Origin of the sequence: Rhodospira trueperi (genome assembly GCF_900101965.1) — a bacterium.
GTDB lineage: Bacteria > Pseudomonadota > Alphaproteobacteria > Rhodospirillales > Rhodospirillaceae > Rhodospira > Rhodospira trueperi.
The window spans coordinates 220,908-244,975 of record NZ_FNAP01000002.1; the positions used below are offsets into that span (position 1 = coordinate 220,908).

At 68.7% G+C, this 24,068-nt stretch carries 23 protein-coding genes and 1 pseudogene; 14 read left to right on the top strand and 10 right to left on the bottom strand.

The features are described from left to right. The first annotated feature begins 56 nt into the window (after positions 1-56). From ccoN to ccoP, 4 genes are read left to right on the top strand one after another with little or no spacing between them, the layout of a single operon-like run. Entirely contained in the window at positions 57-1,547 is a 1,491-nt protein-coding gene (ccoN, locus tag BLS85_RS04310) for a cytochrome-c oxidase, cbb3-type subunit I (RefSeq protein ID WP_092782655.1), read from the top strand. A gap of 11 nt (positions 1,548-1,558) precedes the next feature. Beyond that, positions 1,559-2,353, top strand: a complete 795-nt coding sequence (gene ccoO / locus BLS85_RS04315) for a cytochrome-c oxidase, cbb3-type subunit II (protein ID WP_092782658.1) — start codon at positions 1,559-1,561, stop codon at positions 2,351-2,353. A gap of 30 nt (positions 2,354-2,383) precedes the next feature. Further along, positions 2,384-2,572: a cbb3-type cytochrome oxidase subunit 3 gene (locus tag BLS85_RS04320; protein WP_092782661.1), complete on the top strand. Its 189-nt coding sequence runs from the start codon at positions 2,384-2,386 to the stop codon at positions 2,570-2,572. Next, on the top strand, positions 2,556-3,437 hold the full coding sequence (gene ccoP, locus BLS85_RS04325; RefSeq protein ID WP_092782664.1) for a cytochrome-c oxidase, cbb3-type subunit III: 882 nt from the start codon (positions 2,556-2,558) through the stop codon (positions 3,435-3,437). The genes BLS85_RS04320 and ccoP overlap by 17 nt, the downstream gene beginning before the upstream one ends. Positions 3,438-3,486: 49 nt before the next feature. Here ccoP and BLS85_RS04330 read toward each other — a convergent pair whose 3' ends face one another. From BLS85_RS04330 to BLS85_RS04350, 5 genes are all read right to left on the bottom strand, one after another. Next, on the bottom strand, positions 3,487-3,810 hold the full coding sequence (locus BLS85_RS04330) for a type II toxin-antitoxin system PemK/MazF family toxin (protein WP_092782667.1): 324 nt from the start codon (positions 3,808-3,810) through the stop codon (positions 3,487-3,489). Further along, entirely contained in the window at positions 3,807-4,031 is a 225-nt protein-coding gene (locus BLS85_RS04335) for an antitoxin MazE family protein (protein ID WP_092782670.1), read from the bottom strand. The genes BLS85_RS04330 and BLS85_RS04335 overlap by 4 nt, the downstream gene beginning before the upstream one ends. 148 nt (positions 4,032-4,179) lie before the next feature. Beyond that, positions 4,180-6,027 (bottom strand): malto-oligosyltrehalose trehalohydrolase, encoded by a 1,848-nt coding sequence (gene treZ, locus BLS85_RS04340; protein WP_245699070.1) that lies wholly within the window; start codon positions 6,025-6,027, stop codon positions 4,180-4,182. 56 nt (positions 6,028-6,083) lie between these two features. Then, positions 6,084-8,351, bottom strand: a complete 2,268-nt coding sequence (gene glgX, locus BLS85_RS04345; RefSeq protein WP_245699071.1) for a glycogen debranching protein GlgX — start codon at positions 8,349-8,351, stop codon at positions 6,084-6,086. Positions 8,352-8,541: 190 nt separating this feature from the next. After that, entirely contained in the window at positions 8,542-8,916 is a 375-nt protein-coding gene (locus BLS85_RS04350) for a TIGR02300 family protein (RefSeq protein ID WP_092782676.1), read from the bottom strand. Between the two features lie 969 nt (positions 8,917-9,885). Here BLS85_RS04350 and cmk point away from each other — a divergent pair. From cmk to BLS85_RS04390, 8 genes and pseudogenes are all read left to right on the top strand, one after another. Then, positions 9,886-10,506 (top strand): annotated as a pseudogene (gene cmk, locus BLS85_RS04355) ((d)CMP kinase); the annotation flags it as partial. A 104-nt stretch (positions 10,507-10,610) separates the two neighbouring features. Beyond that, complete coding sequence (gene rpsA, locus BLS85_RS04360; protein ID WP_092782679.1) at positions 10,611-12,365, top strand: 30S ribosomal protein S1; 1,755 nt, start codon at positions 10,611-10,613, stop codon at positions 12,363-12,365. 257 nt (positions 12,366-12,622) lie between these two features. Then, positions 12,623-12,916, top strand: coding sequence for an integration host factor subunit beta (ihfB, locus tag BLS85_RS04365; protein ID WP_092782682.1), 294 nt, complete (start codon positions 12,623-12,625; stop codon positions 12,914-12,916). Positions 12,917-13,132: 216 nt separating this feature from the next. Then, positions 13,133-13,444, top strand: a complete 312-nt coding sequence (locus tag BLS85_RS04370; protein WP_092782684.1) for a lipopolysaccharide assembly protein LapA domain-containing protein — start codon at positions 13,133-13,135, stop codon at positions 13,442-13,444. Positions 13,445-13,755: 311 nt separating this feature from the next. Continuing rightward, a complete protein-coding gene (locus BLS85_RS04375) occupies positions 13,756-14,796 on the top strand; it encodes an L-threonylcarbamoyladenylate synthase (RefSeq protein ID WP_092782687.1) in 1,041 nt (346 codons plus the stop codon). A gap of 105 nt (positions 14,797-14,901) precedes the next feature. Further along, positions 14,902-15,840 (top strand): sugar phosphate isomerase/epimerase family protein, encoded by a 939-nt coding sequence (locus BLS85_RS04380; RefSeq protein WP_092782690.1) that lies wholly within the window; start codon positions 14,902-14,904, stop codon positions 15,838-15,840. Between the two features lie 7 nt (positions 15,841-15,847). After that, positions 15,848-16,468, top strand: a complete 621-nt coding sequence (gene phnN, locus BLS85_RS04385; protein ID WP_092782693.1) for a phosphonate metabolism protein/1,5-bisphosphokinase (PRPP-forming) PhnN — start codon at positions 15,848-15,850, stop codon at positions 16,466-16,468. Positions 16,469-16,788: 320 nt separating this feature from the next. Beyond that, positions 16,789-17,844 (top strand): OmpA family protein, encoded by a 1,056-nt coding sequence (locus BLS85_RS04390; protein ID WP_092782696.1) that lies wholly within the window; start codon positions 16,789-16,791, stop codon positions 17,842-17,844. Positions 17,845-18,109: 265 nt separating this feature from the next. Here the strand turns inward: BLS85_RS04390 and BLS85_RS04395 are convergent, their stop codons facing one another. Both BLS85_RS04395 and BLS85_RS04400 read right to left on the bottom strand, forming a co-directional pair. Next, entirely contained in the window at positions 18,110-18,583 is a 474-nt protein-coding gene (locus BLS85_RS04395; RefSeq protein ID WP_092782699.1) for a nuclear transport factor 2 family protein, read from the bottom strand. Further along, a complete protein-coding gene (locus BLS85_RS04400; protein WP_092783225.1) occupies positions 18,580-19,371 on the bottom strand; it encodes an SDR family NAD(P)-dependent oxidoreductase in 792 nt (263 codons plus the stop codon). The genes BLS85_RS04395 and BLS85_RS04400 overlap by 4 nt, the downstream gene beginning before the upstream one ends. A 123-nt stretch (positions 19,372-19,494) precedes the next feature. Here BLS85_RS04400 and BLS85_RS04405 point away from each other — a divergent pair, with 123 nt between their 5' ends. Together BLS85_RS04405 and nudC are read left to right on the top strand one after the other, a co-directional pair. Next, positions 19,495-20,244: a class I SAM-dependent methyltransferase gene (locus BLS85_RS04405; RefSeq protein ID WP_092782702.1), complete on the top strand. Its 750-nt coding sequence runs from the start codon at positions 19,495-19,497 to the stop codon at positions 20,242-20,244. Next, positions 20,232-21,245 carry an NAD(+) diphosphatase gene (nudC, locus tag BLS85_RS04410; RefSeq protein ID WP_092782706.1) on the top strand — a complete coding sequence of 338 codons (1,014 nt, stop codon included), beginning with the start codon at positions 20,232-20,234 and terminating at the stop codon, positions 21,243-21,245. Before BLS85_RS04405 ends, nudC begins: the two co-directional genes overlap by 13 nt. Before the next feature lie 39 nt (positions 21,246-21,284). Here nudC and BLS85_RS04415 read toward each other — a convergent pair whose 3' ends face one another. From BLS85_RS04415 to cysE, 3 genes are all read right to left on the bottom strand, one after another. Next, positions 21,285-22,391 carry a cysteine desulfurase family protein gene (locus BLS85_RS04415; RefSeq protein ID WP_092782709.1) on the bottom strand — a complete coding sequence of 369 codons (1,107 nt, stop codon included), beginning with the start codon at positions 22,389-22,391 and terminating at the stop codon, positions 21,285-21,287. Further along, positions 22,388-22,849, bottom strand: a complete 462-nt coding sequence (locus BLS85_RS04420) for an Rrf2 family transcriptional regulator (RefSeq protein ID WP_092782712.1) — start codon at positions 22,847-22,849, stop codon at positions 22,388-22,390. The genes BLS85_RS04415 and BLS85_RS04420 overlap by 4 nt, the downstream gene beginning before the upstream one ends. Before the next feature lie 79 nt (positions 22,850-22,928). Beyond that, positions 22,929-23,729 (bottom strand): serine O-acetyltransferase, encoded by an 801-nt coding sequence (gene cysE, locus BLS85_RS04425; protein WP_092782715.1) that lies wholly within the window; start codon positions 23,727-23,729, stop codon positions 22,929-22,931. Positions 23,730-24,068 lie beyond the last annotated feature (339 nt).

A 24,068-nucleotide genomic window follows, 5' to 3' on the forward strand; every position in this document is an offset into this window, starting at 1 on the left:
GCGGACATGCCATGCACCGGCGACACCGCCGGGACCAGGTGGAACGGGAGGCAGCTTTGACGCAGGCAACCATGGCGCACGGCGCGCGCGCGGACGGCACGGCCTATGTGGAGGGGCCGGTCAAGCTGTTCGTGCTGGCCGCGGTGTTCTGGGGCATCATCGGCTTCGTGGCCGGCGACTTCATCGCCTGGCAACTGGCTATACCGGCCCTGAACCTCGATCTGGAGTGGACCTCGTTCGGCCGGCTGCGGCCGTTGCACACCTCGGCGGTGATCTTCGCCTTCGGCGGCAACGTGCTATTGGGCACATCGCTGTACGTGGTGCAGCGAACGTGCCGGGCGCGGCTGTACGGCGGCGACGCCATGGGCCACATCCTGTTCTGGGGCTATCAGATCTTCATCGTCCTGGCCGCCGTGGGCTACGTGTTGGGCATCACCCAGGGCCGCGAGTACGCCGAGCCGGAATGGTACACCGACCTGTACCTGACGGTGGTCTGGGTTCTGTATCTGGCGGCCTTCGTCGGCACCATCCTGAAGCGGCGCGAGCCCCATATCTACGTCGCCAACTGGTTCTATCTGGCGTTTATCGTCACCATCGCTCTGCTCCACCTGGGCAACAACATGGCGGTGCCGGTGGCGCTGCTGGGCGGCGATACGTGGTGGAAGTCCTACAGCCTGTTCTCCGGCGTGCAGGACGCCATGACCCAGTGGTGGTACGGACACAACGCCGTCGGTTTCTTCCTGACCGCCGGCTTCCTGGCCATCATGTACTACTTCGTGCCCAAGCAGGCCAATCGACCGGTCTATTCCTACCGGCTGTCGATCGTGCACTTCTGGGCACTGATCTTCCTCTACATCTGGGCCGGGCCGCACCACCTGCACTACACCGCGCTGCCCGACTGGGCGCAGACGCTGGGCATGGTGTTCTCGGTCATGCTGTGGATGCCGTCGTGGGGCGGCATGATCAACGGCCTGATGACGCTGTCCGGTGCCTGGGACAAGCTGCGCACCGACCCCGTTCTGCGCTTCCTGGTGGTCTCCGTCGGGTTCTACGGCATGAGCACCTTCGAGGGGCCGATGATGTCGCTGAAGGCCGTCAACTCGCTGTCGCACTACACCGACTGGACGGTGGGTCACGTCCATTCCGGCGCGCTGGGCTGGGTGGCCTTCATCTCCTTCGGCGCCATCTACTTCATGGTGCCGGCGCTGTGGAAGCGGCGCTCGCTGTACTCGCTGAAGCTGGTGTCGCTGCACTTCTGGATCGCGACCCTGGGCATCGTGCTGTACATCACCGCCATGTGGGTGTCGGGCATCATGCAGGGCCTGATGTGGCGCGCCTATGACGAGCTCGGGTTCCTCCAGTACTCGTTTATCGAGTCGGTGGAGGCCATGAAGCCGTATTACATCATCCGCGCCACCGGTGGCCTGCTGTTCATCGCCGGGGCCGTCATCATGGCCTACAACCTGTACCGCACCATCAAGGGCGACGTGGCCGAGGGCGCGCGGGACAGCGTGCCGGCCGGCGCCGCCGTCGGCGCCCAGCGATAGGGGGGCGGACCGTGAGCCTCATCAAGCAGCACAAGTTCCTGGAGACCAACGTCTTCCTGTTGATCCTGGGCATTTTCATCACGGTGGCCGTCGGCGGGCTGGTGGAGATCGTGCCCCTGTTCTCCATCGGCTCGACGATCGAGAATGTGCGCGGAGTGCGCCCGTACACGCCGCTGGAACTGGCCGGCCGCGACATCTACGTCCGCGAGGGCTGTTACAACTGCCACAGCCAGATGATCCGCCCGTTCCGCGACGAGATCGAGCGCTACGGGCACTACTCCCTGGCCGCCGAGAGCAAGTTCGACCATCCGTTCCAGTGGGGCTCGAAGCGCACCGGCCCCGATCTGGCCCGAGTGGGCGGCAAGTACTCCAACGAATGGCACGTCCGCCACCTGATCGACCCGCGGTCGGTGGTGCCGGAATCCATCATGCCGGGATATGCGCATCTGGCGGCGCGACCGCTGGACTACGACACCATCGCCGCGCACATGAAGACGCTGGACGTGGTCGGACGCGGCGAGATGTACACGCCCGTCGATGGCGCCATCGAGAACGCGGTCGCCGACCTGGAGGCCCAGGCCACGCCGGACGCCGACACGTCGGCCCTGGTGGCCCGCTACTCCGACTTCGCTTATGGCGATGATCGCGCCGAGGACGAGGCGACGACCATGGCCCTGGGCGACCTGGACGGCAATCCCGACGTCATCACCGAGATGGACGCCATGGTCGCCTACCTTCAGGTGCTGGGCACCATGGTGGACTTCACCGCCGTTGACGACACCCGCAAGGCCGAGTGGATCCGCTGAGCGCGGCCCTCGGCCGAAGAGAGGCATGAGATGGAAGCCCTGGACGCGCTCTCGGATTTCCTGCGGCAGTTCTGGGGGCTGTGGCTGATGGTGCTGTTCCTGGGCGTCGTCTGGTGGGCCTACAAGCCCGGCAACAAGGACCGGTTCCGGGACGACGCCATGATCCCGTTCAGGGACGACGAGGCGGGCGAGGAGAGAAACGATGGCCGATCATCCTGAACGCGACGAGATCACCGGCCGCTATACCACCGGGCACGAGTGGGACGGCATCAAGGAACTGAACACCCCGCTGCCCAAGTGGTGGGTGTGGGTCTTCTATGTCTGCATCGCCTGGTCGGTGGTCTATTCGGTGGTCTATCCGTCCTGGCCGGCCATGGCCGGGTTCTTCGGCGGCGTTGCCGGCTGGAATGCTCGCTCCGATCTGGCCGCCGACCTGGACGCGGCGCGCGAGGCCCGCTCCGAATGGCTCACCCAGATCGCGGCCAAGGACGTGTCCGAGGTGCTGGAGGACGACACCCTGCGCCGCTATGCCATGCGCGGCGGCGAGGTCCTGTTCAAGGAGAACTGCGCGCCCTGCCACCAGACCGGCGGCGCCGGCGCCCGCGGCTATCCCACCCTGGCCGACGACGAGTGGCTGTGGGGCGGAACGCCCGACGCCATTCTGACCACCATCCGCTACGGCATCCGCGATCAGGACAACGACGAGACCCGCTTCAGCGAGATGACCGCGTTCGGGGAATGGGAACTGCTGACGCCGGAGCAGATCGAGGCCGTGGCCTCGTTCGTCTTCGCGCTGTCCAATGGCGAGGCGCCGGAGGAGGGCGAGGGGTACGACATCTTCGTGCAGCAGTGCTCCGCCTGCCATAGCGCCGTCCCCGGCACCGCCGACGGCGAAGGCAACCAGATGCTGGGCGGCCCGCCCTTGAACAACCGCATTTTCCTGTACGGCGGCACCCAGGAGGACATCGCCTCGCAGGTCTTCAAGCCGACGCACGGCGTCATGCCGCCGTGGGAGAACCGCCTGTCGGACGAGGAAATCAAGCAGCTCGCCGTGTACGTCCACTCGCTGGGCGGTGGGGAGTAGGCAACGCTGTGGGCCGGGCGGGTGACCGACACCTCCGGCCCTCTCCGCCTCAGGCGATCCCCAGGAACAGGGCCAGTGATCGGGTGACGGCGAGCAGGGTGTCCTCGTCGAGGCGGCCGAACGGGTCGCTCATTCTTTCCCGCCGGACGGTCATGGCCTTGTCCACCATCACCTGCGACGGTTTGCGCAGCCCGTTGTCCGGCCCCGGGTCGACATCCAGCCGAATCATGGGGGCGTCGATCCGTGTCCCCGACAGCAGCAGCACCGTGACGGTGGCGGTCGCGGGATATCCGTCGGCCTGAATTACGAGGGCGGGGCGCGGTTTGCCGAAATCACCGGGAACGGCGACGGTGACAAGGTCTCCGCGCCTCACGCCTCGGACTCGTCGTCAAGATCCTGCAAGCCGGCGTCCAGCGCGTCCAGCAAGTCCGGATCCGCCCGGTCGGCTTCGGCCAAGGCCAGACACTGCCGTCGGATTTCCTCGGCGAAGCCGGGGTGGCGGGTGTCGGGTACCCAGATCTGGACCGGTCGCAGGCCCTGGGCGCGCAGGGCGGCGCGGCGCTTGCGCACGCGTTCGGCGGCGGACTGGGCCATGATCGCCTCCGGTTCACTTTCTCTGATCGGCCAACACCTGTACGGGGCCCGGTTTGGCCTCGGCGACGTCGCCGCGCCAGCGTGGTCGCGCTGGGAACGCCCCGTTACATGTAACGTAGGCCGTCCCGCGTGCTCGGTCAAGGCGGCCCTAATCGCCGCGCGCCCAGATCACGGTCCACGGCGGCAGCGTGGCGGCGTCCCGCAGGGCCGCGCGCGCGTCCGCCGGCGTGGCGGCCAGGGCCGGACCGGTGGGGCGGTCGGGCACTGGGGCCTCGACCGGATCGGGGCCGAGATTCATCACCACAACCAGGCCGGACCCGGCCTGATCCTGCCACGTCACCCGCAGGCCCCGGGCGCCGAATCGCTCGGCGGAGGCCGGGCGCAGCGTGGGAATGAGGGGGGTAATCGCGGCGTGCCGGGTGGCCAGAAGGCCCTTGATCCAGCGCAGATGCGCGGCGTGCGGGCCGGCCTCCAGACTGCTCCAGTCCAGGCGGCTGGCGGTGAACGTTTCCATGGCGAACGGGTCGGGGATGCGCGCGCGCGCCGCCGGATCGGAAAAGCCCGGAAAGCTGGCGAACTCGCCGCGCCGACCCTCGCGCACCGGTTCCCGCAGGTCTTCGCCGAAATCGACGTGGAACAGGAACGGGCGCTCGCAGCCCCACTCCTCGCCCATGAACAGCAGCGGCGGGCGGGGCGCCAGCAGCAACAGCACAAGCGCCGCCTCGACGGCCGGTTTGGGTGCCAGCGCGGTCAGTCGCTCGCCCAGCGCCCGGTTGCCCACCTGATCGTGGTTCTGGATGAAGTCCACGAACGCGGTCGGCGGCAGATGGGCGCTGGACTCGCCCCGGGTCCGGCCGTCCCGGAACGGCGACACGTCGCCCTGATAGTCGAAGCCCCGGGTCAGCACCCGCGCCAGCCGGTCCATGGGGTCGGTGGCGTGATCGGCGTAGTAGCCGTGCGCCTCGCCGGTCAGCAGGTGGTGCAGAATGTGGTGATAGTCGTCGTTCCACTGCGCGTCGAAGCGCGTGCCGGGCCGGTCGAGAAAGCGAACGGCGTTGTCGTCGTTCTCCAGCACCAGATGGACATGGCGGTCGCTGCCCGCGAAGTGGGCGCGCACGCGCCGGGCGATCTCGTCGAGGATGTGTTCCGACTGATGGTCCGCGATGGCGTGGACGGCATCGAAGCGCAGCCCGTCGAAGCGGTATTCCTCCAGCCAGTACAGCGTGTTGTGAACGTAGAACTCGCGCACCTGGGGGCGGGAGAAGTCGATGGCCGCGCCCCAAGGGGTATGCTGCGCCTCGTCGAAGAACGATTTGGCGTAGCAGTGCAGATAGTTCCCCTCCGGCCCGAAGTGGTTATAGACCACATCCAGGAACACCATCAGCCCGCGTGCATGGGCGGCGTCGATCAGGCGTTTCAGGTCGTCCGGCGTGCCGTAGCGGCTGTCGGGCGCGAACAGCGCGACCCCGTCATATCCCCAGTTCCAGCGCCCCGGGAAGTCCGCCACCGGCATCAGCTCGACGGCCGTGATCCCCAGCGCCGCCAGATGGTCCAGGTGGGCCTCGATCCCGGCGAAGGTCCCCTCCGGCGAAAACGTGCCGGGGTGGAGTTCGTAGATCACCGCTTCGTGCCAGGGCCGACCGCGCCACCCCTCCGTCTGCCAGGGGAACGCGGCCGGATCGATCACCCGGCTCGGCCCATGCACGTCATACGGCTGCAGGCGTGAGGCTGGGTCCGGGACCGCGAGGCCATCCGGCAGCCGATAGCGATACAGGGTTCCGGGTCCTGCGTGCGACACCTCGGCCGTCCACCAGCCGTCGCCGACGGCGGTCATGGGGGCCGCGTGCGTCACCGCCAGGCCGTGGGCGGCGTCGCCGTCCACCAGTTCCAGGGTGAGCGCGCCCACGTCCGGCGCCCACAGCGCGAACCGCGTGCCACCGTTCTCAAGCAGGTTGGCGCCGAACGGCATGTCGTGCCGGAAAGCGGGGGCAGACATGGGAAACCCTCCGTGATCGGGAACCGATCCCCGACTTTAAGAAGAAAGCGGGGACGTCACAATCCCGGGCGGGACAGGCGGCTCGCCAGATCCGTGCTTCCGGGCACCCCGTCCTTGCCGGCGATGTCCTGTCGCACCAGGATCAGCGCCGAACGGGCAGCGACGAAGACCCGCCCCTTCTTGGAGGCCGCCGCGTTCTTGTGACCCACCGTGCGCGCCCCCGCCGCGTTGTGGCGCGGCCCGCTGGCCAGGGTGTCTGCCTCGACATGCCAACGGCTGCCTGTGGGCAACGAGGGATTCCGGCAGGTCATGTCGAGGTGGGAGGCGTTCAGCCACACCAGGAACGTCTGGTCCGGCTCCGGCTCTCCGGTTTCGGTCAGGTGGGTCAGGCCGGCCTCGCCGGACAGCAGCATGCCCAGGGTCTTGGCGGCCGGATCGTGCCAGTCCTCGTCGGTCATCTCGCGGCCGTCCGGGCGCAGCCAGGTGACGTCCTTGACCTTGGTGCCCGGGATCACGTCCCCCTGGAAAAAGCGGGAGCGGTGGAAGACCATATGCTGGCGGCGCAACTGGATCAGCGCCCGGGTGAAGGCGAGCAGGTCGTGGCCCGACTCGTCGATGCCGGCCCAGTCGATCCAGCTCAGCGGGTTGTCCTGACAATAGGCGTTGTTGTTGCCGTTCTGGGAGCGGCCGAACTCGTCGCCGGCCACCAGCATCGGCACGCCTTGGGAGACCATCAGGGTCAGCAGGAAGTTGCGCCGCTGGCGCCGCCGCAGGGCCAGAATGGCGGGGTCGTCCGTCGGCCCCTCGACGCCGTGGTTCCAGGAGAAATTGTGCGAATGGCCGTCGCGGTTGTTCTCGCCGTTGTCCTCGTTGTGCTTCTCATTGTAACTGACGAGGTCGTTCAACGTGAACCCGTCATGGGCGGTGATGAAATTGATGCTGGCCCACGGTTTGCGGCCGCGGTGGTTGAACACATCGGCGGACCCGGAGACGCGCGAGGTGAACTCCGGCATCTGGCCGTTGTCGCCCTTCCAGAAGCGACGCACGGTGTCGCGGTACTTGTCGTTCCACTCCGCCCAGCCCGGCGGGAAGCCGCCGACCTGATAACCGCCCATGCCCGTATCCCACGGTTCGGCGATCAGCTTCTTGCGCGACAGCACCGGATCCTGGGCCACGGCGTCGAGGAAACCGGCGTGCTGGTCGTACTCCCCGTTCACCCGCGCCAGCGTAGTGGCCAGATCGAAGCGGAAGCCGTCCACCCGCATTTCGTCGGCCCAGTAGCGCAGCGAGTCGGTGACCATGCGCAGCACGTTGCGATGGCGCAGTTCCAAGGCGTTCCCGGTGCCGGTGAAGTCGTTGTAGTACCGGGGATCGTCTCCCATCAGGTGGTAGTAACTGGCGTTGTCGATGCCTCGGAACGATAGCGTCGGCCCCAGGTGGTTGCCTTCGGCCGTGTGGTTGTAGACCACGTCCAGGATGACCTCGATCCCGGCGTCGTGCATGACCTGCACGAAGATCTTGAACTCGTTCAGGCCGCCCTTGCCCAAGTACTCGGGATGCGGCGCGAAAAAGCCGATGGTGTTGTAGCCCCAGTAGTTGCGGACGCCGCGTTCGATCAGGTGGCGGTCGTGCAGGAAGGCATGCACCGGCAGCAGTTCCACCGCCGTCACGCCAAGCTCGCGCAGGTACTCGACCACTGGCGCTTCGGCCAGCGCGGCGAAGGTGCCGCGCAGGGGCACCGGCACCTCGGGATGGCGCATGGTGAACCCGCGCACATGCATCTCGTAGAGGATGGTGTCGTGCCATTGGTTCGGCGCGAACGGCTCTGCCCCCCAGGTGTAGGCGGTGTCCACCACCTGGCACTTTGGCATATAGGGCGCACTGTCCACGGTCGAGAACGACAGGTCGCCGTCCTCGTGTCCCAGTTCGTAGCCGAACAGGGCGTCGTTCCAGTTGACCTGTCCCACCAGGGCCTTGGCGTAGGGGTCGAGCAGCAGCTTGTGATGATTGAAGCGGTGGCCTTGCTGCGGGTCGTAAGGCCCCTTGACCCGGAATCCGTACAACTGACCGATACGCACGTCGGGCAGATAGCCGTGCCAGACCTCGTGCGTGTGCTCGGGAAGGGGAATGCGGGCGATCTCCTTGCGGCCCGAATCGTCGAATAGGCAGAGTTCGACGGCTTCGGCGTGGGCGGAGAACAGCGCAAAGTTGGTGCCCGACCCGTCCCAGGTGGCGCCCAGGTTGTAGGGTGATCCGGGCCAGACGCGGAAGCGCGATCCGTTCTGGCCGGCGCGGGAAATGAACGGGGGCGAAAGCGTGCTCAAACGGAACCTCCGAGCAGTCGACATCGACCCGGCGCCGCGTCAGCGTGGCGGCGGCGCGGAACGAAGCCATGCCTTGGTCCCGTACCCTAATCCCTTTGGCGGAGAAAGCGAACCCCCCGGTTCGAACCACGGGCGCGCCACGGGCCGGCGCCGATCACCGTCCCGCTGCGGGCGTCCGCCGTGACCGGGATCATTCGTCGGTCTTGTCGCTGTCCAGGTGCTCGATGACCTCGGCCATGTCTTCGTCATCCTCGCCCAGGTCGGAGGCGTCCTCGATCATGTCGTCGGACTTGTTCTCGTCGTCATCGTCGAGGTCGGTGTTGTCCAGACCTTCATCTTCCAGCGGGTCGGCCTCGTCGAGGTCGGTCTCGTCCGCCACCACCGGAGCCGCCTTGGGCTTCTTTTCGGGCACTGGCGCCGGCTTGACGCGGCGCGACCGGACGGCGGCCTCTTCCACGTACGCGGCCCCGCATTTCGGGCAGACGATAGGCTGTCGCCGCATGTCATAGAACCGGGCTCCACAAGAGCCGCAGGTCCTCTTGGTTCCCCATTCCGGCTTGGCCACCCTGGTTCTCCCCAATACCGACGGTCAATCCACATGACCGATCTCTAAAATCTTGACCGGATCGCGCCGGGCGCCTCGGCGGGACCGTCCGTCCCGCGACCGGGCCCCCGGCAGCAAGAAAAGCGCGTTTGCCATCATCGTCAAGGCGAGTCAACGACCTTCGCGCCGCCCCCTGTCGTCCCGTGCGGCGGCATGCTAAAGGGCCGCGTCGAGTGTTCACGATCATCGGGAGAACCCAGCATGACCGCGTTGCGCGCCCCCTGCGGAACCATTCTGGCGAACGGCGAGGCCGCCGCCGTCTCGACGCTGGCGCTGGGCTTGGCGACCGCCACGGTGGGCGCCACCCGCCTGCCCGCCGGACTGGCCGGTGCCGAAGCGACCGCCCTGGCGACGGCCGTCGGCGCCCGGGTCGCGGATGACGGCGCGGGAGGAACCGTCATGACCGGACGCGGGCTCGGCGGCCTGACGGAGCCGGACGCGCCCCTTGCGGTGACGGATGGGGCGGCGCTGGCGGTGCTGTGCGGGCTGCTGGCAGGGCACTCGCTGACCGCCGTGATCGACGGCGCGGCCCCGCCGGACGGACTCGGCGCCCTGCTCGCGGACGCCAGCGCCACTGTCCTGGCGGCTGGGGACGGCACCCGGGCGCCGGTCACGGTGCGCGGGCGGGCGGGGCTGACGGCGATTCCGGCGCCTGACGACCCGGCCCAGGAGCCCTGGACGCTGGCCCTGGCGCGCGTAAGTGCCGGCCTCGCGGCCGCCGGAACGACGACGGCGTGCCTGCCGCCCGTCCTCGCGGCGGTGGTGGCCGATCTGCTGCGGGCGTTCGCGGTGCCGTGCGAGGCGGCGCCGGCGGGGGCGTTGATCCGTCTGACCGTCACCGGCGAGGCGGAGACGACTCCGGCCGTCCTGCCGCCGGACTGGCCGACCGTGCCGGCGTGGATGGCGGCCCGGCGCGCGGGCGAAGCGCCCGTGGTCCTGGCCATCGACGGGCCGGCGGCGGCGGGCAAGGGCACGCTGGCGCGGGGAATGGCGGAGCGGCTGGGACTGGCTTATCTGGACACCGGCCTGCTGTACCGGGCTACCGGCATGGCGGTGCGGCGGGCCGGCGGTGACCCGGACGATCCGGCGGCCGCCGAACAGGCCGCGCGCGCCTTGCGGCCCTCGGATCTGGCGGCGCCCGATCTGCGCGGCGAGGCGGCCGGCGACGCCGCCTCCCGCGTCGCCTCCATGGAACCGGTGCGCGCCGCGCTGCTCGACTTTCAGCGGAGCTTTGCGCACGCGCCGCCGGACGGCGCGCCCGGCGCGGTCCTCGACGGACGCGACATCGGCACCGTGGTCTGCCCCGACGCCGACGTGAAGCTGTTCGTCACGGCGAGCCCGGAAACGCGAGCCCGGCGGCGCTTTATGGAGTTGCGGGAGCGCGGCCAAGACGTTATAGAGTCGCGCGTTCTTCAGGATATGAAGGAACGTGACGCCCGGGATTCGTCTCGCGGCATTGCACCGCTTGTTGCCGCGGATGACGCCGTCGTGCTGGACACCTCCGATCTCGACAGGGACGGGGCGCTGGCCGCATCGCTGGCGTTGGTCGCGGCGTGCCCGCGTTTGAATCGCGACGCCGCGAGCGGATATGAGGACTCAGCCGACCCCAGAACCGTTCCAGCAAAGACCGCCGGATCCAACCGGCCGGCCGGACAATGACCGTAACGACCCGAAAGGACAGCGACTCCATGGCCGAAGCCGCCACCATGACCGCCGACGAAGGATTCGAAGACTTCGAGGCGCTTCTCAACGAGACCCTGGGCGAAAATGCCTCTCTGGAAGGCACCGTCATCAAGGGCACGGTGATCGCCGTGCGCAACGACCACATCGTCGTCGATGTCGGCCTGAAGTCAGAGGGACGCGTGCCCCTGAAGGAATTCACCAAGGCGGGCGAGGATCCCGAGCTGAAGCCGGGCGATCCGATTGATGTCTATGTCGAGCGCTACGAGGACCGGGACGGCAACATCATCCTGTCGCGCGACAAGGCGCGGCGCGAGGAAGCCTGGAACGAACTGGAGAAGGCCTACAACGACTCGCAGCGCGTCAAGGGCCAGATCTTCGGCCGCGTCAAGGGCGGCTTCACCGTCGATCTGTCGGGCGCCATGGCCTTCCTGCCGGGCAGCCAGGTGGACATCCGCCCGGTGCGCGACGTCACCCCGCTGATGGGCCAGCCGTTCGAGTTCCAGATCCTGAAGATGGATCGCGCGCGCGGCAACATCGTGGTCTCGCGTCGCTCGGTGCTGGAGGAGACCCGCGCCGAGGAACGCTCGAAGCTGCTGGAACGCCTGAAGGAAGGCGAGATCCTGGACGGCGTGGTCAAGAACATCACCGACTACGGCGCCTTCGTGGACCTGGGCGGCGTGGACGGCCTGCTGCACGTCACCGACATTTCCTGGAAGCGCATCAACCACCCGACCGAGGCCCTGAGCATCGGCCAGACCGTGCGCGTGCAGGTGATCCGCTTCAATCCCGACACCCAGCGCATCAGCCTGGGCATGAAGCAGCTTGAGGCCGACCCGTGGGAGGGCGTCGCCGCCAAGTACCCGGTCGGCACCGTGTTCGCGGGCCGCGTGACCAACATCACCGACTACGGCGCGTTCGTCGAGCTGGAGGCGGGCGTCGAGGGCTTGGTGCACGTCTCCGAGATGAGCTGGACCAAGAAGAACGTCCATCCGGGCAAGATCGTCTCCACCAGCCAGGAAGTGAACGTCATGATCCTGGACGTGGACCCGGACAAGCGCCGCATCTCGCTGGGCCTGAAGCAGACCTTGGGCAACCCCTGGTCCGACTTCCTGGAGAAGTTCCCGGTCGGCACCGAGGTCGAGGGCGAGATCAAGAACATCACCGAGTTCGGCTTGTTCATCGGCCTCTCCGGCGAGATCGACGGCATGGTTCACCTGTCCGACCTGGACTGGAGCCGCTCCGGCGACGAGGCGGTCAAGGACTACGCAAAGGGCGATGTGGTCAAGGCCAAGGTGCTCGACGTTGATGTCGACAAGGAGCGCATCAGTCTGGGCATCAAGCAGCTGGGCGATGACCCGTACTCGGCCGCCACGGCCGACCTGCGCAAGGGCCAGATCGTTACCGGCGTGGTGACCCAGGTGCAGGACAACGGCATTGAGGTGGAAGTCGACGGCGCCATTGGCTTCATCCGCAAGGGCGATCTCGCCCGCGAGCGGAGTGACCAGCGCCCCGAGCGGTTCGCGGTCGGTGAGAAGGTGGACGCCAAGATCACCAATATCGACAAGGCCAACCGCCGCATCGGCCTGTCCATCAAGGCCCGCGAGATGGACGAGGAAAAGCAGGCCATGGCGGACTACGGCTCGACCGACTCGGGCGCCTCGCTGGGCGATATCCTGGGTGCGGCCCTGAAACAGGCCCAGCAGGAAAAGAAGGGCGACGACGAATAGGACGCGGGATCGATCCACCCTTTTCGGGTGCGGTTCTGTGATGGCGCGGCGCTCCTTCCCCGGGGGGAGCGCCGTTGCCATTTTGCAGCGGGTGATCGCAAATCGTCCTCGGACGACGAAAAAAACGTTACCATGGAACGCCTTATCTTGACCTGTCCACACCCCTTTGGCAGGTTTTAGGTTCTCTGGCAGAGGGCGTCCGATTCGCGTCGAGTCGGAGTCGTCACACCGGATGGATGGCCCATGGGGTTCGTAGAATGACGAAGTCCGAGTTGATCGCGCGCATTGCGGAGCAAAACCCGCATCTTTATCAACGTGACGTTGAGCGGATCGTCTCCACAATCTTCGAAGAGATCGCAGACGCCCTGGCGCGCGGTGATCGGGTGGAATTGCGCGGGTTCGGCGCCTTTTCGGTCAAACATCGCGACGCACGCATAGGGCGTAACCCGCGCACGGGTGAGACCGTTAAGGTTGACGCCAAGGCGGCGCCCTACTTCAAGACCGGAAAGCAGCTAAGGGAATTGTTGAACGGCGGCGAAACAGTCTCTTAGACTGTGGGCCGACCCGAGGGAGAAGTGCGGTGCGTCTGGCGCGGGGTCGGGATCGGGATGGTCCGGATCTGGGCTCTCGCGGGATGACGATTGCATGTCCGGAGGGAAGGCCGAGCCGCATGGCACGGTCACCGTATGAGGGGCGCCGAGGCACGATGACGCGATCCGTTCCGTCGTGCGTGGGGGCTGGCAACACTCAAGAACAGGACGCGACCCGTGTTCAAATTCTTCGCTTGGCTGATCGGCCTGCCGGTCATCATCATCTGCGTGTTTTTCGCGATCTCCAATCAGGCTCCGGTCATGCTGGACCTGTGGCCGACCGAGTACGACCTTGAAGTGCCGCTCTACTGGGCCGTCGAGGGAGCTCTGCTGGCCGGTTTCATCATCGGTGTGTTCCTGACGTCGATGACGGGCGGTGGCGCCCGTCGGGAAGCGCGTCAATACCGCCGCGACCTCAACACCTGCCGCCGTGAACTCCAATCCGCCGTCGCGCGCGCCGAACGCGCGGAAGCCAAGACCAAGGGCTGATAACAAGCCCGGCACCGCAATCGGGGTGGTCCCGCTGGATCGCCCGCGAAACTGATCCCAACCCCGGCCCGTCGTGGCCGGGGTTTCCCTTTGGCCGGGACGGGCTGTATCCTGCCGCCCGCGCCGGATCAAGCGGTCCCGGAAAGACACAACGACGGTGGGCGCCCGCGACCGCCGCGACGCGGCGCACAATGCACCGCGTCACCGAGCCCGGCGGGTTGCCCCGCTGCGCGGGGCGAATCCGCCCTACGGGTATCCCTGGACCATCCCAACCCTTCCCTCGTTTGCACCGAAAGCACCAGATCGCCGTCATGCCGGATCGTTCTTCTCCACGTCCGTCGGCCGGGGACGGTGATGACGCCTGCGTCGCCCCGGAGCCCGCGACACAAGAGGCCATCCGCCGCGCCGCCGAGGCCCTGCGGAGCGGTCGCCTCGTCGTCTTCCCGACGGAAACGGTCTATGGTCTGGGCGCCGACGCCCGCAGCGAAGCCGCCGTGGCGGCGATCTATGCCGCCAAGGGCCGCCCCGCGCACAATCCGTGCATCGTGCATGTCCCGGACATGGCGGCGGTGGTCCCGTTCGTGGACCTGTCGCCCACGGCGGCGCGGCTGGCGGACCGGTTCTGGCCCGGCCCGCTGACCCTGGTTCTGCGGCGCCGACCCGACGGTCCACTGGCGCCCCGGGTGTCCGCCGGCGCCGCCACGGTGGCCGTGCGCGCGCCGGCCCACCCGATCGCCCAGGCCCTTCTGCGCAGCGCCGAAATCCCCATTGCCGCGCCCAGCGCCAACCGCTCTGGCGCGATCAGTCCCACCACGGCGGAGCACGTCCGGGCCGAATTCGCGCGCGGGAACGGCCCTTGCCCGGCGATCATCCTGGACGGTGGCGCCTGCCGCGTGGGGGTGGAGTCCACGGTGCTGGACTTGAGCCGAGACCGGCCCCGTCTGCTGCGCCCCGGCGGGGTGACGCGCGAGGCCATCGAGCAGGCCTTGGGCATGCCGCTGGACAGCCGGGACGCCGCCGTCGTTATGAACACCGGGACCGACGATCCGGCCCCGTCGCCGGGCCTGCTCTCCAGTCACTATGCCCCGGCGCGGCCGGTCCGGCTGAACGCAACGTCGGCCGCGCCCGGCGAGGCCCTGCTCGGATTCGGCGGCACGCCCGGCGCGGATCTGGACCTCAGCCCATCGGGCGATCTGGATGAGGCGGCCCGCAACCTGTTCGCCATGCTTCGGGCGCTGGACAGCCCCCCGTTCGGAGCGATTGCCGTGGCGCCCATCCCCGCGCATGGTCTCGGCGTCGCGCTGAATGACCGCTTGGCCCGTGCGGCCGCCCCGCGCCCGGGCGGTCCATGATAGGCGCAACAAAACATTCTTCGTCGCGGCATTGGGCGAACGACGGCGGGCCCTTTAGGATGCGGCGGCGCCTTCGGGAGACCGGCTGACAAGGAGAGGACTGTTTTGAGCACCATCACAAGCGTCGGCGTCATGTTGACCGGTCATGATCCCAAGGGCATGGCCGAGGCGCTGGATCTCCTGGACGTGATCGGGGCCGATCATGTCGAGATCAATCCGGCGCTCGCCGGTCTGATCGCCGACGGCCGCGTTCGCCCCGAGCCGCTGCGGCACCTTCAGGACTCGCTGGCCGGACGCCGCCTGGGGGTGACCGTTCACGCGCCCCTGTCGCTGAACCTGATGGACGAGACGCTGATCGATCTGCACCGGGCGGTCGGGGCGGCCAGCCTGGAGGTCTGCGCCGCGCTGGGGGCCCGCTGCATGGTGGTGCATCCCGGCTGGATCGACGGGCGCCGCCTGCTGGTCGAGCGCGACCGGCTCATGGCGCTGGAACGGGCGGAACTGCACGCCCTGGCGGAGCGGGCGGCGGAGGTCGGTGTTACTCTGGCGCTGGAGAACATGCCGGTCATCGCCGAAGCTCTGACGGGTGACCTCCTCAATCACGGCATCGACTGCGTCAGCGTGCGCGATCAGGTCGAGGCCGTTGGGCATCCGAACCTTGCCGCCACCATCGACGTCAGCCACGCCTGCATCTCCAGTGCTCATCTGGGTGTGGACGCGCGCGGGCAGATTCGGGCGCTGGCGCCCGTGACCCGCCACCTTCACCTGCACGATTCGTTCGGCCGCGTGCCGACCCTGCCGCGTCCGGGTCTGGGCGAGGATCTGGCCTACGGCATGGGGGATCTGCATCTGCCGCTGGGCTGGGGGAGCCTGCCGTGGGAGCACCTTCTCACCGACCTGCCCCTGCCGGAGGCGGTCACCCTGACCCTGGAGATCATGCCCTGGTACGCGAATACCGACACCCTGGCCGACAGCCTTGCCCGCGCCCGCGCGCTTGCCGCGCTGATGGATCGCCGCGCGGCCGATCCCGCCGCGGCGGAGTAGGCGGGCCATGACGGTGATCGCTCCGGCCCCTGTCGGACACGGCGGGCTTGTTTATATCATCGGGGCCTCCGGGGCCGGCAAGGATACGCTGATCGACTGGGCCCGCGAGCGCCTCGCCGCCCTGCGGCCCGATCTGCCGGTCGCTTTCGCCCACCGCTACATCACCCGCCGTGGGAGCAGTGTGGGCGAGGCGCATGTTCCGCTCACCCTCGACGCGTTCGAGACCCGTCGCGCGGCCGGCCTGTTCGCCATGGCCTGGGCCAGCGTCGGAACGCTGTACGGCATCGGCGTTGAGATCGACCTTTGGCGCGCGGCCGGCCTGACCGTGGTCGTCAACGGCTCGCGCGAGCATCTGGCTGCGGCCAGCCAGCGCTATCCGGACATCCGGCCGGTTCTGATTACCGCGCCGGCCGAGGTGCTGCGCCAACGCTTGCAGGCGCGGGGGCGGGAGACGCCCGACGAGATCGAGGCGCGTCTGCGTCGAACGGAGATGTTGCCGGTCGAACACCCCCGGTTGGCCCGCGTGGACAACAGCGCCTCGGTGGAGATCGCCGGCAGCCGCCTCATGGCGCTGATCCAGGCCATCGCGGAGGCCCCGCACCGGGCCACGGCCGCCCATCCGGCCTGAGCCCGAGTCTGTCGCCCTGACAGCCGAGTCATCACATGCCGGACGTCCCACCGCTTGTCTTCAGAGTCAAGCCGGGCCTCTTTTTGGCTTCCGGAGAGTCGTGGCGCGTCAATGCTTTGTTAACCATCCGGCCGTGATGTCGTGGTGGCTTGCTTTGACTCGCCCACATCTTGGGATGCCCGGGTATCAGCCCGAACTCAATTGTGCTCCGACTCCGTGCCGCTGCCGCGTCCATTGAAGAATCATCTTGCCATATCAGGGGATTCGTTCAGAGTTTTAAGAATATCGTTCAGTCCGACAGCCGGATCGGGAGAGGAAGGATGCTGGCGCATCGAAAGGGACGGATCGCGGGCATCGCAGCGATCGTTATCGGTATGGCGGCATCGTTCCCGGTTCTGGCGGACCAACTGCCGGAAGGCCCCTATTTCGGCGTCGGGGGCGGCCTGAATCTGAACGGCGGCGGCGATATCAAGAACAACGGGGTTCGCCGCGACCTGGATACCGACCTGGGGTTCGTCGGGCTGGGGAGTTTCGGGTACGCGTTCGGCAACGGGCTGCGCGCCGAAATCGAAGGCGGCCATCGCCGCAACACGGTGGAAGACTGGGGCGGGACCAGCGTTTCGGGGCATCTCAGCGCCTGGCACGCCATGGTCAACGCGCTGTATGACTTCCCCACCGGCAACCGCCTGAGCCCTTACATCGGGGCCGGCATCGGCACCGCTGTCGTCAGCATCGATGCCAAGAATACCGCCGCCGGCGTCAGAATGGACGACACGGACGTCAGCTTCGCCTATCAGGCGATCATCGGCATGGGTTACGACATCATGGACAACCTGGCCGTGACCGCCGACTACCGGTTCCTGCACGCCGTGGATCTGGAACACCAGTTTTCCGGTGGCGGTGGCGGCGATCCGGGCGATTCCTACCTGAACCACAGCTTTGTGCTGGGTCTGCGGTACGCCTTCGGTGTTCCCGCGCAGACCGAGACCGTTCAGGCGGCCGAGTCAAGCGCGGCGGTCGAGGCTCCGGAACCGCCGCCGGTCGTGCCCAACAGCTATCTCGTGTTCTTCGCCTTCGACAGCCACGCCTTGACGCCCGAAGCGACCGGCGTCGTCGATACCGCTGCCAACAATGCCTTGCAGGTCGGCCCGACGCGCATTGAGGTCACCGGCCACACCGACCGCGCCGGCCCCGAATCCTACAACATGATCCTGTCGCAGCGCCGCGCCGAGGCGGTCATGACCCGTCTGGTCGCCCAGGGCGTTCCCCGCGACGCCATCGCCGTGTTCGCCAAGGGCGAGGACGAGCCGCTGATTCCCACCGGGGACGGCGTGTCCGAGGCGCAGAACCGCCGCGTGGAAATCATTCTGTTGTAGGTCGAAGACGGAGTCCGGAACACGCGATTCGCTCGGTCTGCGACGCCCGGACGCCCTCCCGTGGATACGATCCGTTTCACACAACTCCTCATGGACGGACGGCGGGTGCAGCCAGGGCAATCGCGTGAAAGGGTGTGTGGTCGTAAAGCGCAAACCCCCACCCTCTTTTCGTAAGGTAGGGCGGATTCGCCCCGCGCAGCGGGGCAATCCGCCGGATGGCTGCGACGCGGCGGGTTGCGCCTGCGGCGCGAACCGCTCCAGGCCTTCACCCATGCCCCAACTTGCGGCGTAGCAGGCGCGGCACCCAGCCCAGCACCGGCAGCCGCTCGTAGAGCTGACCGGCGGCGTCCCAGTGGTCGATGTGCTCGCGCACGCGGCCGTCCGGGGCGAAGCGCAGTTCGGTCATGCCGACGATGTGCCAGTCCGCCCGCAGCGCCTTCACCCGGGCGGTGAGCGTCCAGCGCAGAAAGCCCACGTCGCCGTCGAAGGCGCGGTGGGTGACGGTGAAGCGGGGCGCCTCCAGGTCGCGGTACATGGCCTGAAACACCCGCCGCAACGCGGCCCGGCCGGTCACATCGTTGAACGGATCGACGAAGTGGATGTCGTCCGTCACCGCCGCGTCCAGATCGCCCAGCGACTCCGGCGTCAGGGTCTCGAACAGGCGGGCGTAGCGCGCCGCGCCGGCCAGCACTTCGGCGGAGGGCGGCGGCGGCTCGGCGAAGCGGTCGGCCTCGGTCATGATCCGGACTCCTTCAACGCGGCCGGCTTGGCGTCATCGGGAATGGCGCCCTTCGTCAGCATGAACTTCAGCGGATGGGGCAGCACCCGCAAGACCTTCAGCAGCCATGACAGCCGGCGCGGGAAGGTGATCTCGAACCGGTCCGACTCCAGCCCCTTGGCGATGCGGTCGGCGGCGGCGTCGGCCTCCATCAGGAACGGCATGGGGAACTCGTTGCGGTCGGTCAGCGGAGTCTTCACGAACCCCGGACTGATGACCTGCACGGTCACCCCAAATTGGGCTAGGTCCGGCCGCAGCGACTCGCACACGGCGATCAGCCCGGCCTTGGTGCCGGAATAGGCCGCCGCCGTGGGCAGGCCGACATAGCCGGCGACGGAGGCCACCACGGCGATGCGGCCGCGTCGGCGCGCCACGAAACGCGGCACCACGGCGGCCAGGCCGTTGACCACGCCGCCCACATTGATGGCGTACAGGCGGTCGAAGACGGTGGCGTCGAAGCGCGCGGCGGGCATCGGCTGGTGACTGCCGGCGTTGAGGACCACGATTTCCGGCAGACCCTCGGCGGCCTCGAGCCGCGCCAGCACCCCGGCGCAGGCCTCGCGGTCGGTGACGTCCAGGGGCTCGGGCAGGATGCGCCCGGGCAGGCTCTCGGCGTCCCTGACCAGGGCCTGGAGATCGCCGGCGGTGCGGGCGCTGGCGATCACGGTCAGGCCCTCGCGCGCCAGCCGCAGGGCCAGCGCCCGGCCGATGCCGCGCCCGGCCCCGGTGATCCAGATCGGTCCTCTCATACGTCCTCCGATGTCATCATCAACAGCTTGGTTCTTGGCGAACGGCATTGGGTTTGCCACCATGCGCGGGTCGAGGCCCGCCTGAGGCCGGCCGCACCGCGTTTCGCCCGGGATCCGCCCGCCATGCCTCTGTTCCCGTTTTCTCGTGGCGCCTCCAAAAGGGTACGCCCCGAACCGCCCGCCGGATCAGAGCCGCCGGACCCGGAGACCCGGGCCGCCCTCGACCGCCACCGGCACGACGACGACCGCCACACCATCACCCACTTCAGCCGCCTTCTCAGCCGCCATGGCCGTTCGCACGCGTCGTTGGAATGGAACAGTCGGGAGAGCCAGGAACGCCGCTTCGGCGTGCTGGTGGAGATCGGCATTCAGGCGGGGGACAGCGTGCTCGACGTCGGCTGCGGCACGGGCGACCTGCTGGCTTGGATGGAGCGGCGCGGCCTGACGGTGGACTACGCGGGGATGGACCTGACCCCGATGATGGTCGAGCACGCCCGCGCGCGGTTTCCGGAGCGCCCGTTCGTCCAGGGCTGCCTGCTGGATGGGGTGGACCTGCCGAAGGACCGCTTCGACTGGGTGCTTGCCAGCGGCATCTTCGCCCATCGGCGCGACCACCCCGACGCCCACATGCGCGACATGATCGCCGCCATGCTGCCGTTGGCGGGGAAGGGCGTGGCCGTCAACTCGTTGAGCCTGACGGCGCCGCAGAACCGGCAATGGCAGCTTTTTCACGCCGATCCCGACGCTACGATCGCGTGGGCGCGGGAACAGGTGCCGCGCGCGGACCTGCGTGAGGATTACGATCCCAACGATTTCACGCTCTATCTGTACACCGATGCCGCAGCGGCGCGGACCAAGCCATGGCGACCCTGAGCGCGGCGGCGCGGGCGGCGCTGGAGGGGTTGACCTACACCGGCGCGCCGCTGGATCGGGCCGAGCCCCTGCGCGGGGACGCGGAAGCCCTGGATCGGCGCCGGGCGGAACCGGCCAGCCGGGTGGTGCCGGTGTGGCGCGATCGCGTGGTCGTGGACGACGCCGACCCGGCGGTGGGACCGCGCCTGCTGTCCGTGGCGGGGGACTGGCGGCCGTCCGATTCCGCGTTGGCGCCGGAGGAGGCGGTGTTCCTGGGCCTGGACGCGGGCGGCGCGGCGTGGTTCGGCGTGCAGCTTCCGCCCGGCGTGGCCGTGGAGGACGAGGAACGTGGCCCGGACATCGGGGTTGCGGGGCGTTTCGTGCCCCTGCGCACGGTGGGCCCGGCACTGCCACCGGACGAGGCGGCCATTCTGGCCCAGGCGGTGGGGGTGCTGGCGTGGCATCGCCGACACCGCTTCTGTGCGGCCTGCGGCGCGCTCACGGCGGCGGCGGACGGCGGCTGGCGCCGTCGCTGCGTGGACGAGGCATGCGGCGCCGGCCATTTCCCGCGCACCGACCCGGCGGTCATCATGCTGGTTCATCACGGCCAAGGCGAGGCCGCGCGCTGCCTGCTGGGGCGCGGCCGGCATCTGCCGCCCGGCATGGTCTCGACCTTGGCGGGGTTCGTCGAGCCGGGCGAGAGCCTGGAGGAGGCGGTGCGCCGCGAGGTCCACGAGGAGTGCGGCGTGCGGGTCGGCCGAATGGCCTACGGCGCGTCGCAGCCGTGGCCGTTTCCCGCCTCGCTGATGATCGGATTCCACGCCGAGGCCGAGACCACGGACATCATTCTGGACCCGCGCGAACTGGAACACGCCGCCTGGTTCAGCCGGGCGGAGGTGGCGGCCATGGCCGACAGCGCCGCTTTGCAAACCGGCGACGGCTGGCGCCTGCCGCGCGGAGGTTCCATCGCCCGGCGCCTGATCGCGGGATGGCTGGCCGGCGATCCGGTGCTGGTGGAGTGACCGGGGCGACCCAACGCACACCTGCGTCGTCGGCCGCGATCACGCCGCCAGGGTCCACGCCTCCAGGCAGCGGGTCACGTCGGTCTCGGTCGTGGACCATCCCAGGCTGATGCGCACGGCCCGGCTGGCGGCGGCCTCGTCCACGCCCATGGCGCGCAGCACATGGGACGGCGTGACCTTGCCGGATGAACACGCCGCCCCGGCGCTGACCGATACGCCGGACAGGTCCAGCCGCATCAGCAGGGTGGGCGCGGCGATGCGGGGATGGCCGACGCAGGTGGTGTTGGGCAGGCGGGCGGCGCCGGCGCCGTGGATGACGAGTCCGGGCGTGGCGGCGCGCAGGCCCGCCTCCAGTCGGTCGCGCAACGCCGCCAAACGGGCCGGCTCCGTGGTCCGCGACTCCGTCGCGGCACGGGCGGCGGCGCCGAAGCCGGCGATGGACACCAGGGGCTCGGTGCCGGCCCGCCGGCCGCGTTCCTGTCCGCCGCCGCGCACCAGGGGTGCCAGCGTCAGGCCGTCCGCCACGATCAGCGCTCCAACGCCGGCCGGGCCGCCCAGTTTGTGCGCCGACAGGGTCGTCAGGTCGACGCCGAGATCATCGGGAGACACACCGGGCATCCGCCCCGGCGCCTGGACGGCGTCGCAGTGGACCCGCCAGCCGCGCGCGCGGGCCAGCCGCGCCGCCTCCGCCACCGGTTGCACGGCTCCGGTCTCGTTGTTGGCCAGCATGACCGACAACAGGCCCGGCGCGGGCGCGGCGGACAGCGCCCGGTCCAGCCCCTCCAGGTCCAGGACGCCGTCGGCGGTCACAGCGACGCGGTTCGACTCGGGCACCCAGGCCAGGACCGAGTCGTGCTCGACGGCCGAGCACAGGCGGGGCGCCGTATCCGCGCCAAGGGTCGTCAGGGCCAGGGCGTTGGACTCGGAGCCGCCACTGGTCAACACGACGCGCCCCGGTGTCACGCCCACCAGGGCGGCCACCGCCTCGCGGGCGTCCTCGATCAGGGCGCGTGCCCGGCGGCCGTGAGCATGCACGGAGGACGGATTGCCGGTGACCGTCAGGGCCTCGCGCATGGCAGCCGCAGCCTCCGGCCGCAGCGGGGTCGAGGCGTTGTGGTCCAGGTAGACGGCGGGGGACGAGGTCACTGCGCGGCGGTGGACTCGAACCCCTGGATCAGCCCGCTGGTGCCCAGGACGCGGCGCTCCGTGACGTCCTCCAGCGAAACCGAACTGAGGTAAAGGTAGATCTGGTTGGCCAGCTCTTCCCAAAGGTCGTGAGTCAGGCAGCGCCCCTTGTTGTTGTGACACCCCGCCGGGGTGCCCGGCGAACAGCGGGTGGTCTGAATCGGTTCGTCCACCGACAGGATGATGTCGGATACACGGATATCCGCGCCCGGCCGCGAGAGCATGTAGCCGCCCCCGGGGCCGCGCACGCTCTTGACCAAGCCGCCCTTGCGCAGCCGTCCGAACAGCTGTTCCAGGTAGGACAGCGAGATTTCCTGACGCTCCGCGATATCCGCCAGCGCCACCGGCTTGTTCTGTGAGTGGACGGCCAGATCGGCCATCGCCATCACCGCATAACGCCCCTTGGTGCTGAGCCTCACCCCTTACCCTCCTTTTCAGTCAAGGGCGACGACCGCCCCGATCCTGATTCCCTGGTCCGACCCGAGACCGCGGCGTCCCTCATCCGCCAACGGCCCGGCGTTCGGACGGCCGTTCGGTGCTGCCGTCAGGGCCTTCCGGCCGCAACGGGATGGGCGGCTGAGCGTCCCGATCCGCCGTGTCGGACACGGCGGTTCCGCTGCTGACCCCGGTTTTCGCGAGTTGATCTTCCAGTTCGTCCACCCGGGCCTTCAGGCGTCCGACGCGTTCGGTCAGGCCGGTGATGGCCCGGGCCACGGGGTCGGGCACGCCGCCCACGGGCGTTCCGTAGGCCTGGAATTCGCAATGATGCTCGGCATCCACATGGTCGCGGCGGACCATGCGGGCGGGAATGCCCACCACGGTGGCGCCGGACGGCACGTCGGACAACACCACCGCGTTGGCCCCGACGCGGGCCTCGGCGCCGACGGTGATGGGACCGAGCACCTGTCCGCCGGAGCCGACGATGACGCCGTTTTCCAGAGTCGGGTGCCGCTTGCCCTTGTGCAGCGACGTGCCGCCCAGGGTGACCCCGTGGTACAGCGTGACGTCGTCGCCCACCTCGGCGGTTTCGCCGATCACCACACCGGTGGCGTGGTCGATGAACAACCGCCGCCCGAGCGTGGCGCCGGGGTGGATCTCCACGCCGGTCAGCATCTTGCCCAGATGGGAGATCAGCCGGGGCAGGAACCGCCAGCCCCGCCGCCACAGCGGATGGGACATCCGGTGGAACATCACCGCGTGCAGGCCGGGATAACAGAACAGAACCTCCATCCCGGACCGCGCGGCCGGGTCCTTCTCCAGGATGGTTCTGATGTCTTCCCGCAGTCTGGCGAACGGCATGATGCTTGAAATCCTTGCGGTGACGTGTGCTAGAGTGCCGCCGGAACGCGCCCGACATCGGCACCCTTGCCGGTTTCCGCACACTGTCGGCGTCCCGGTTCGGCGTCCCGGCTTTCGAGAGTCCGGTCCCTGGGGGCCCGCCCGTCCGAGCCATCCCCCGAAGGCCCCGCCGGCCTGCCCCGGGACGGGAAACGCCAAGTGACCGGTTTCGTTTCGTCCAGCCCGGCCGACGATGGCCGGCACGTTCGGAGGATAGTATGGTATCCGAGCAACCCGGTCAAGAAACGGCCCGCGTCGTTTCCTGTCCTCCCGACACCGGGCTGGAACGCGCGGGGCCGG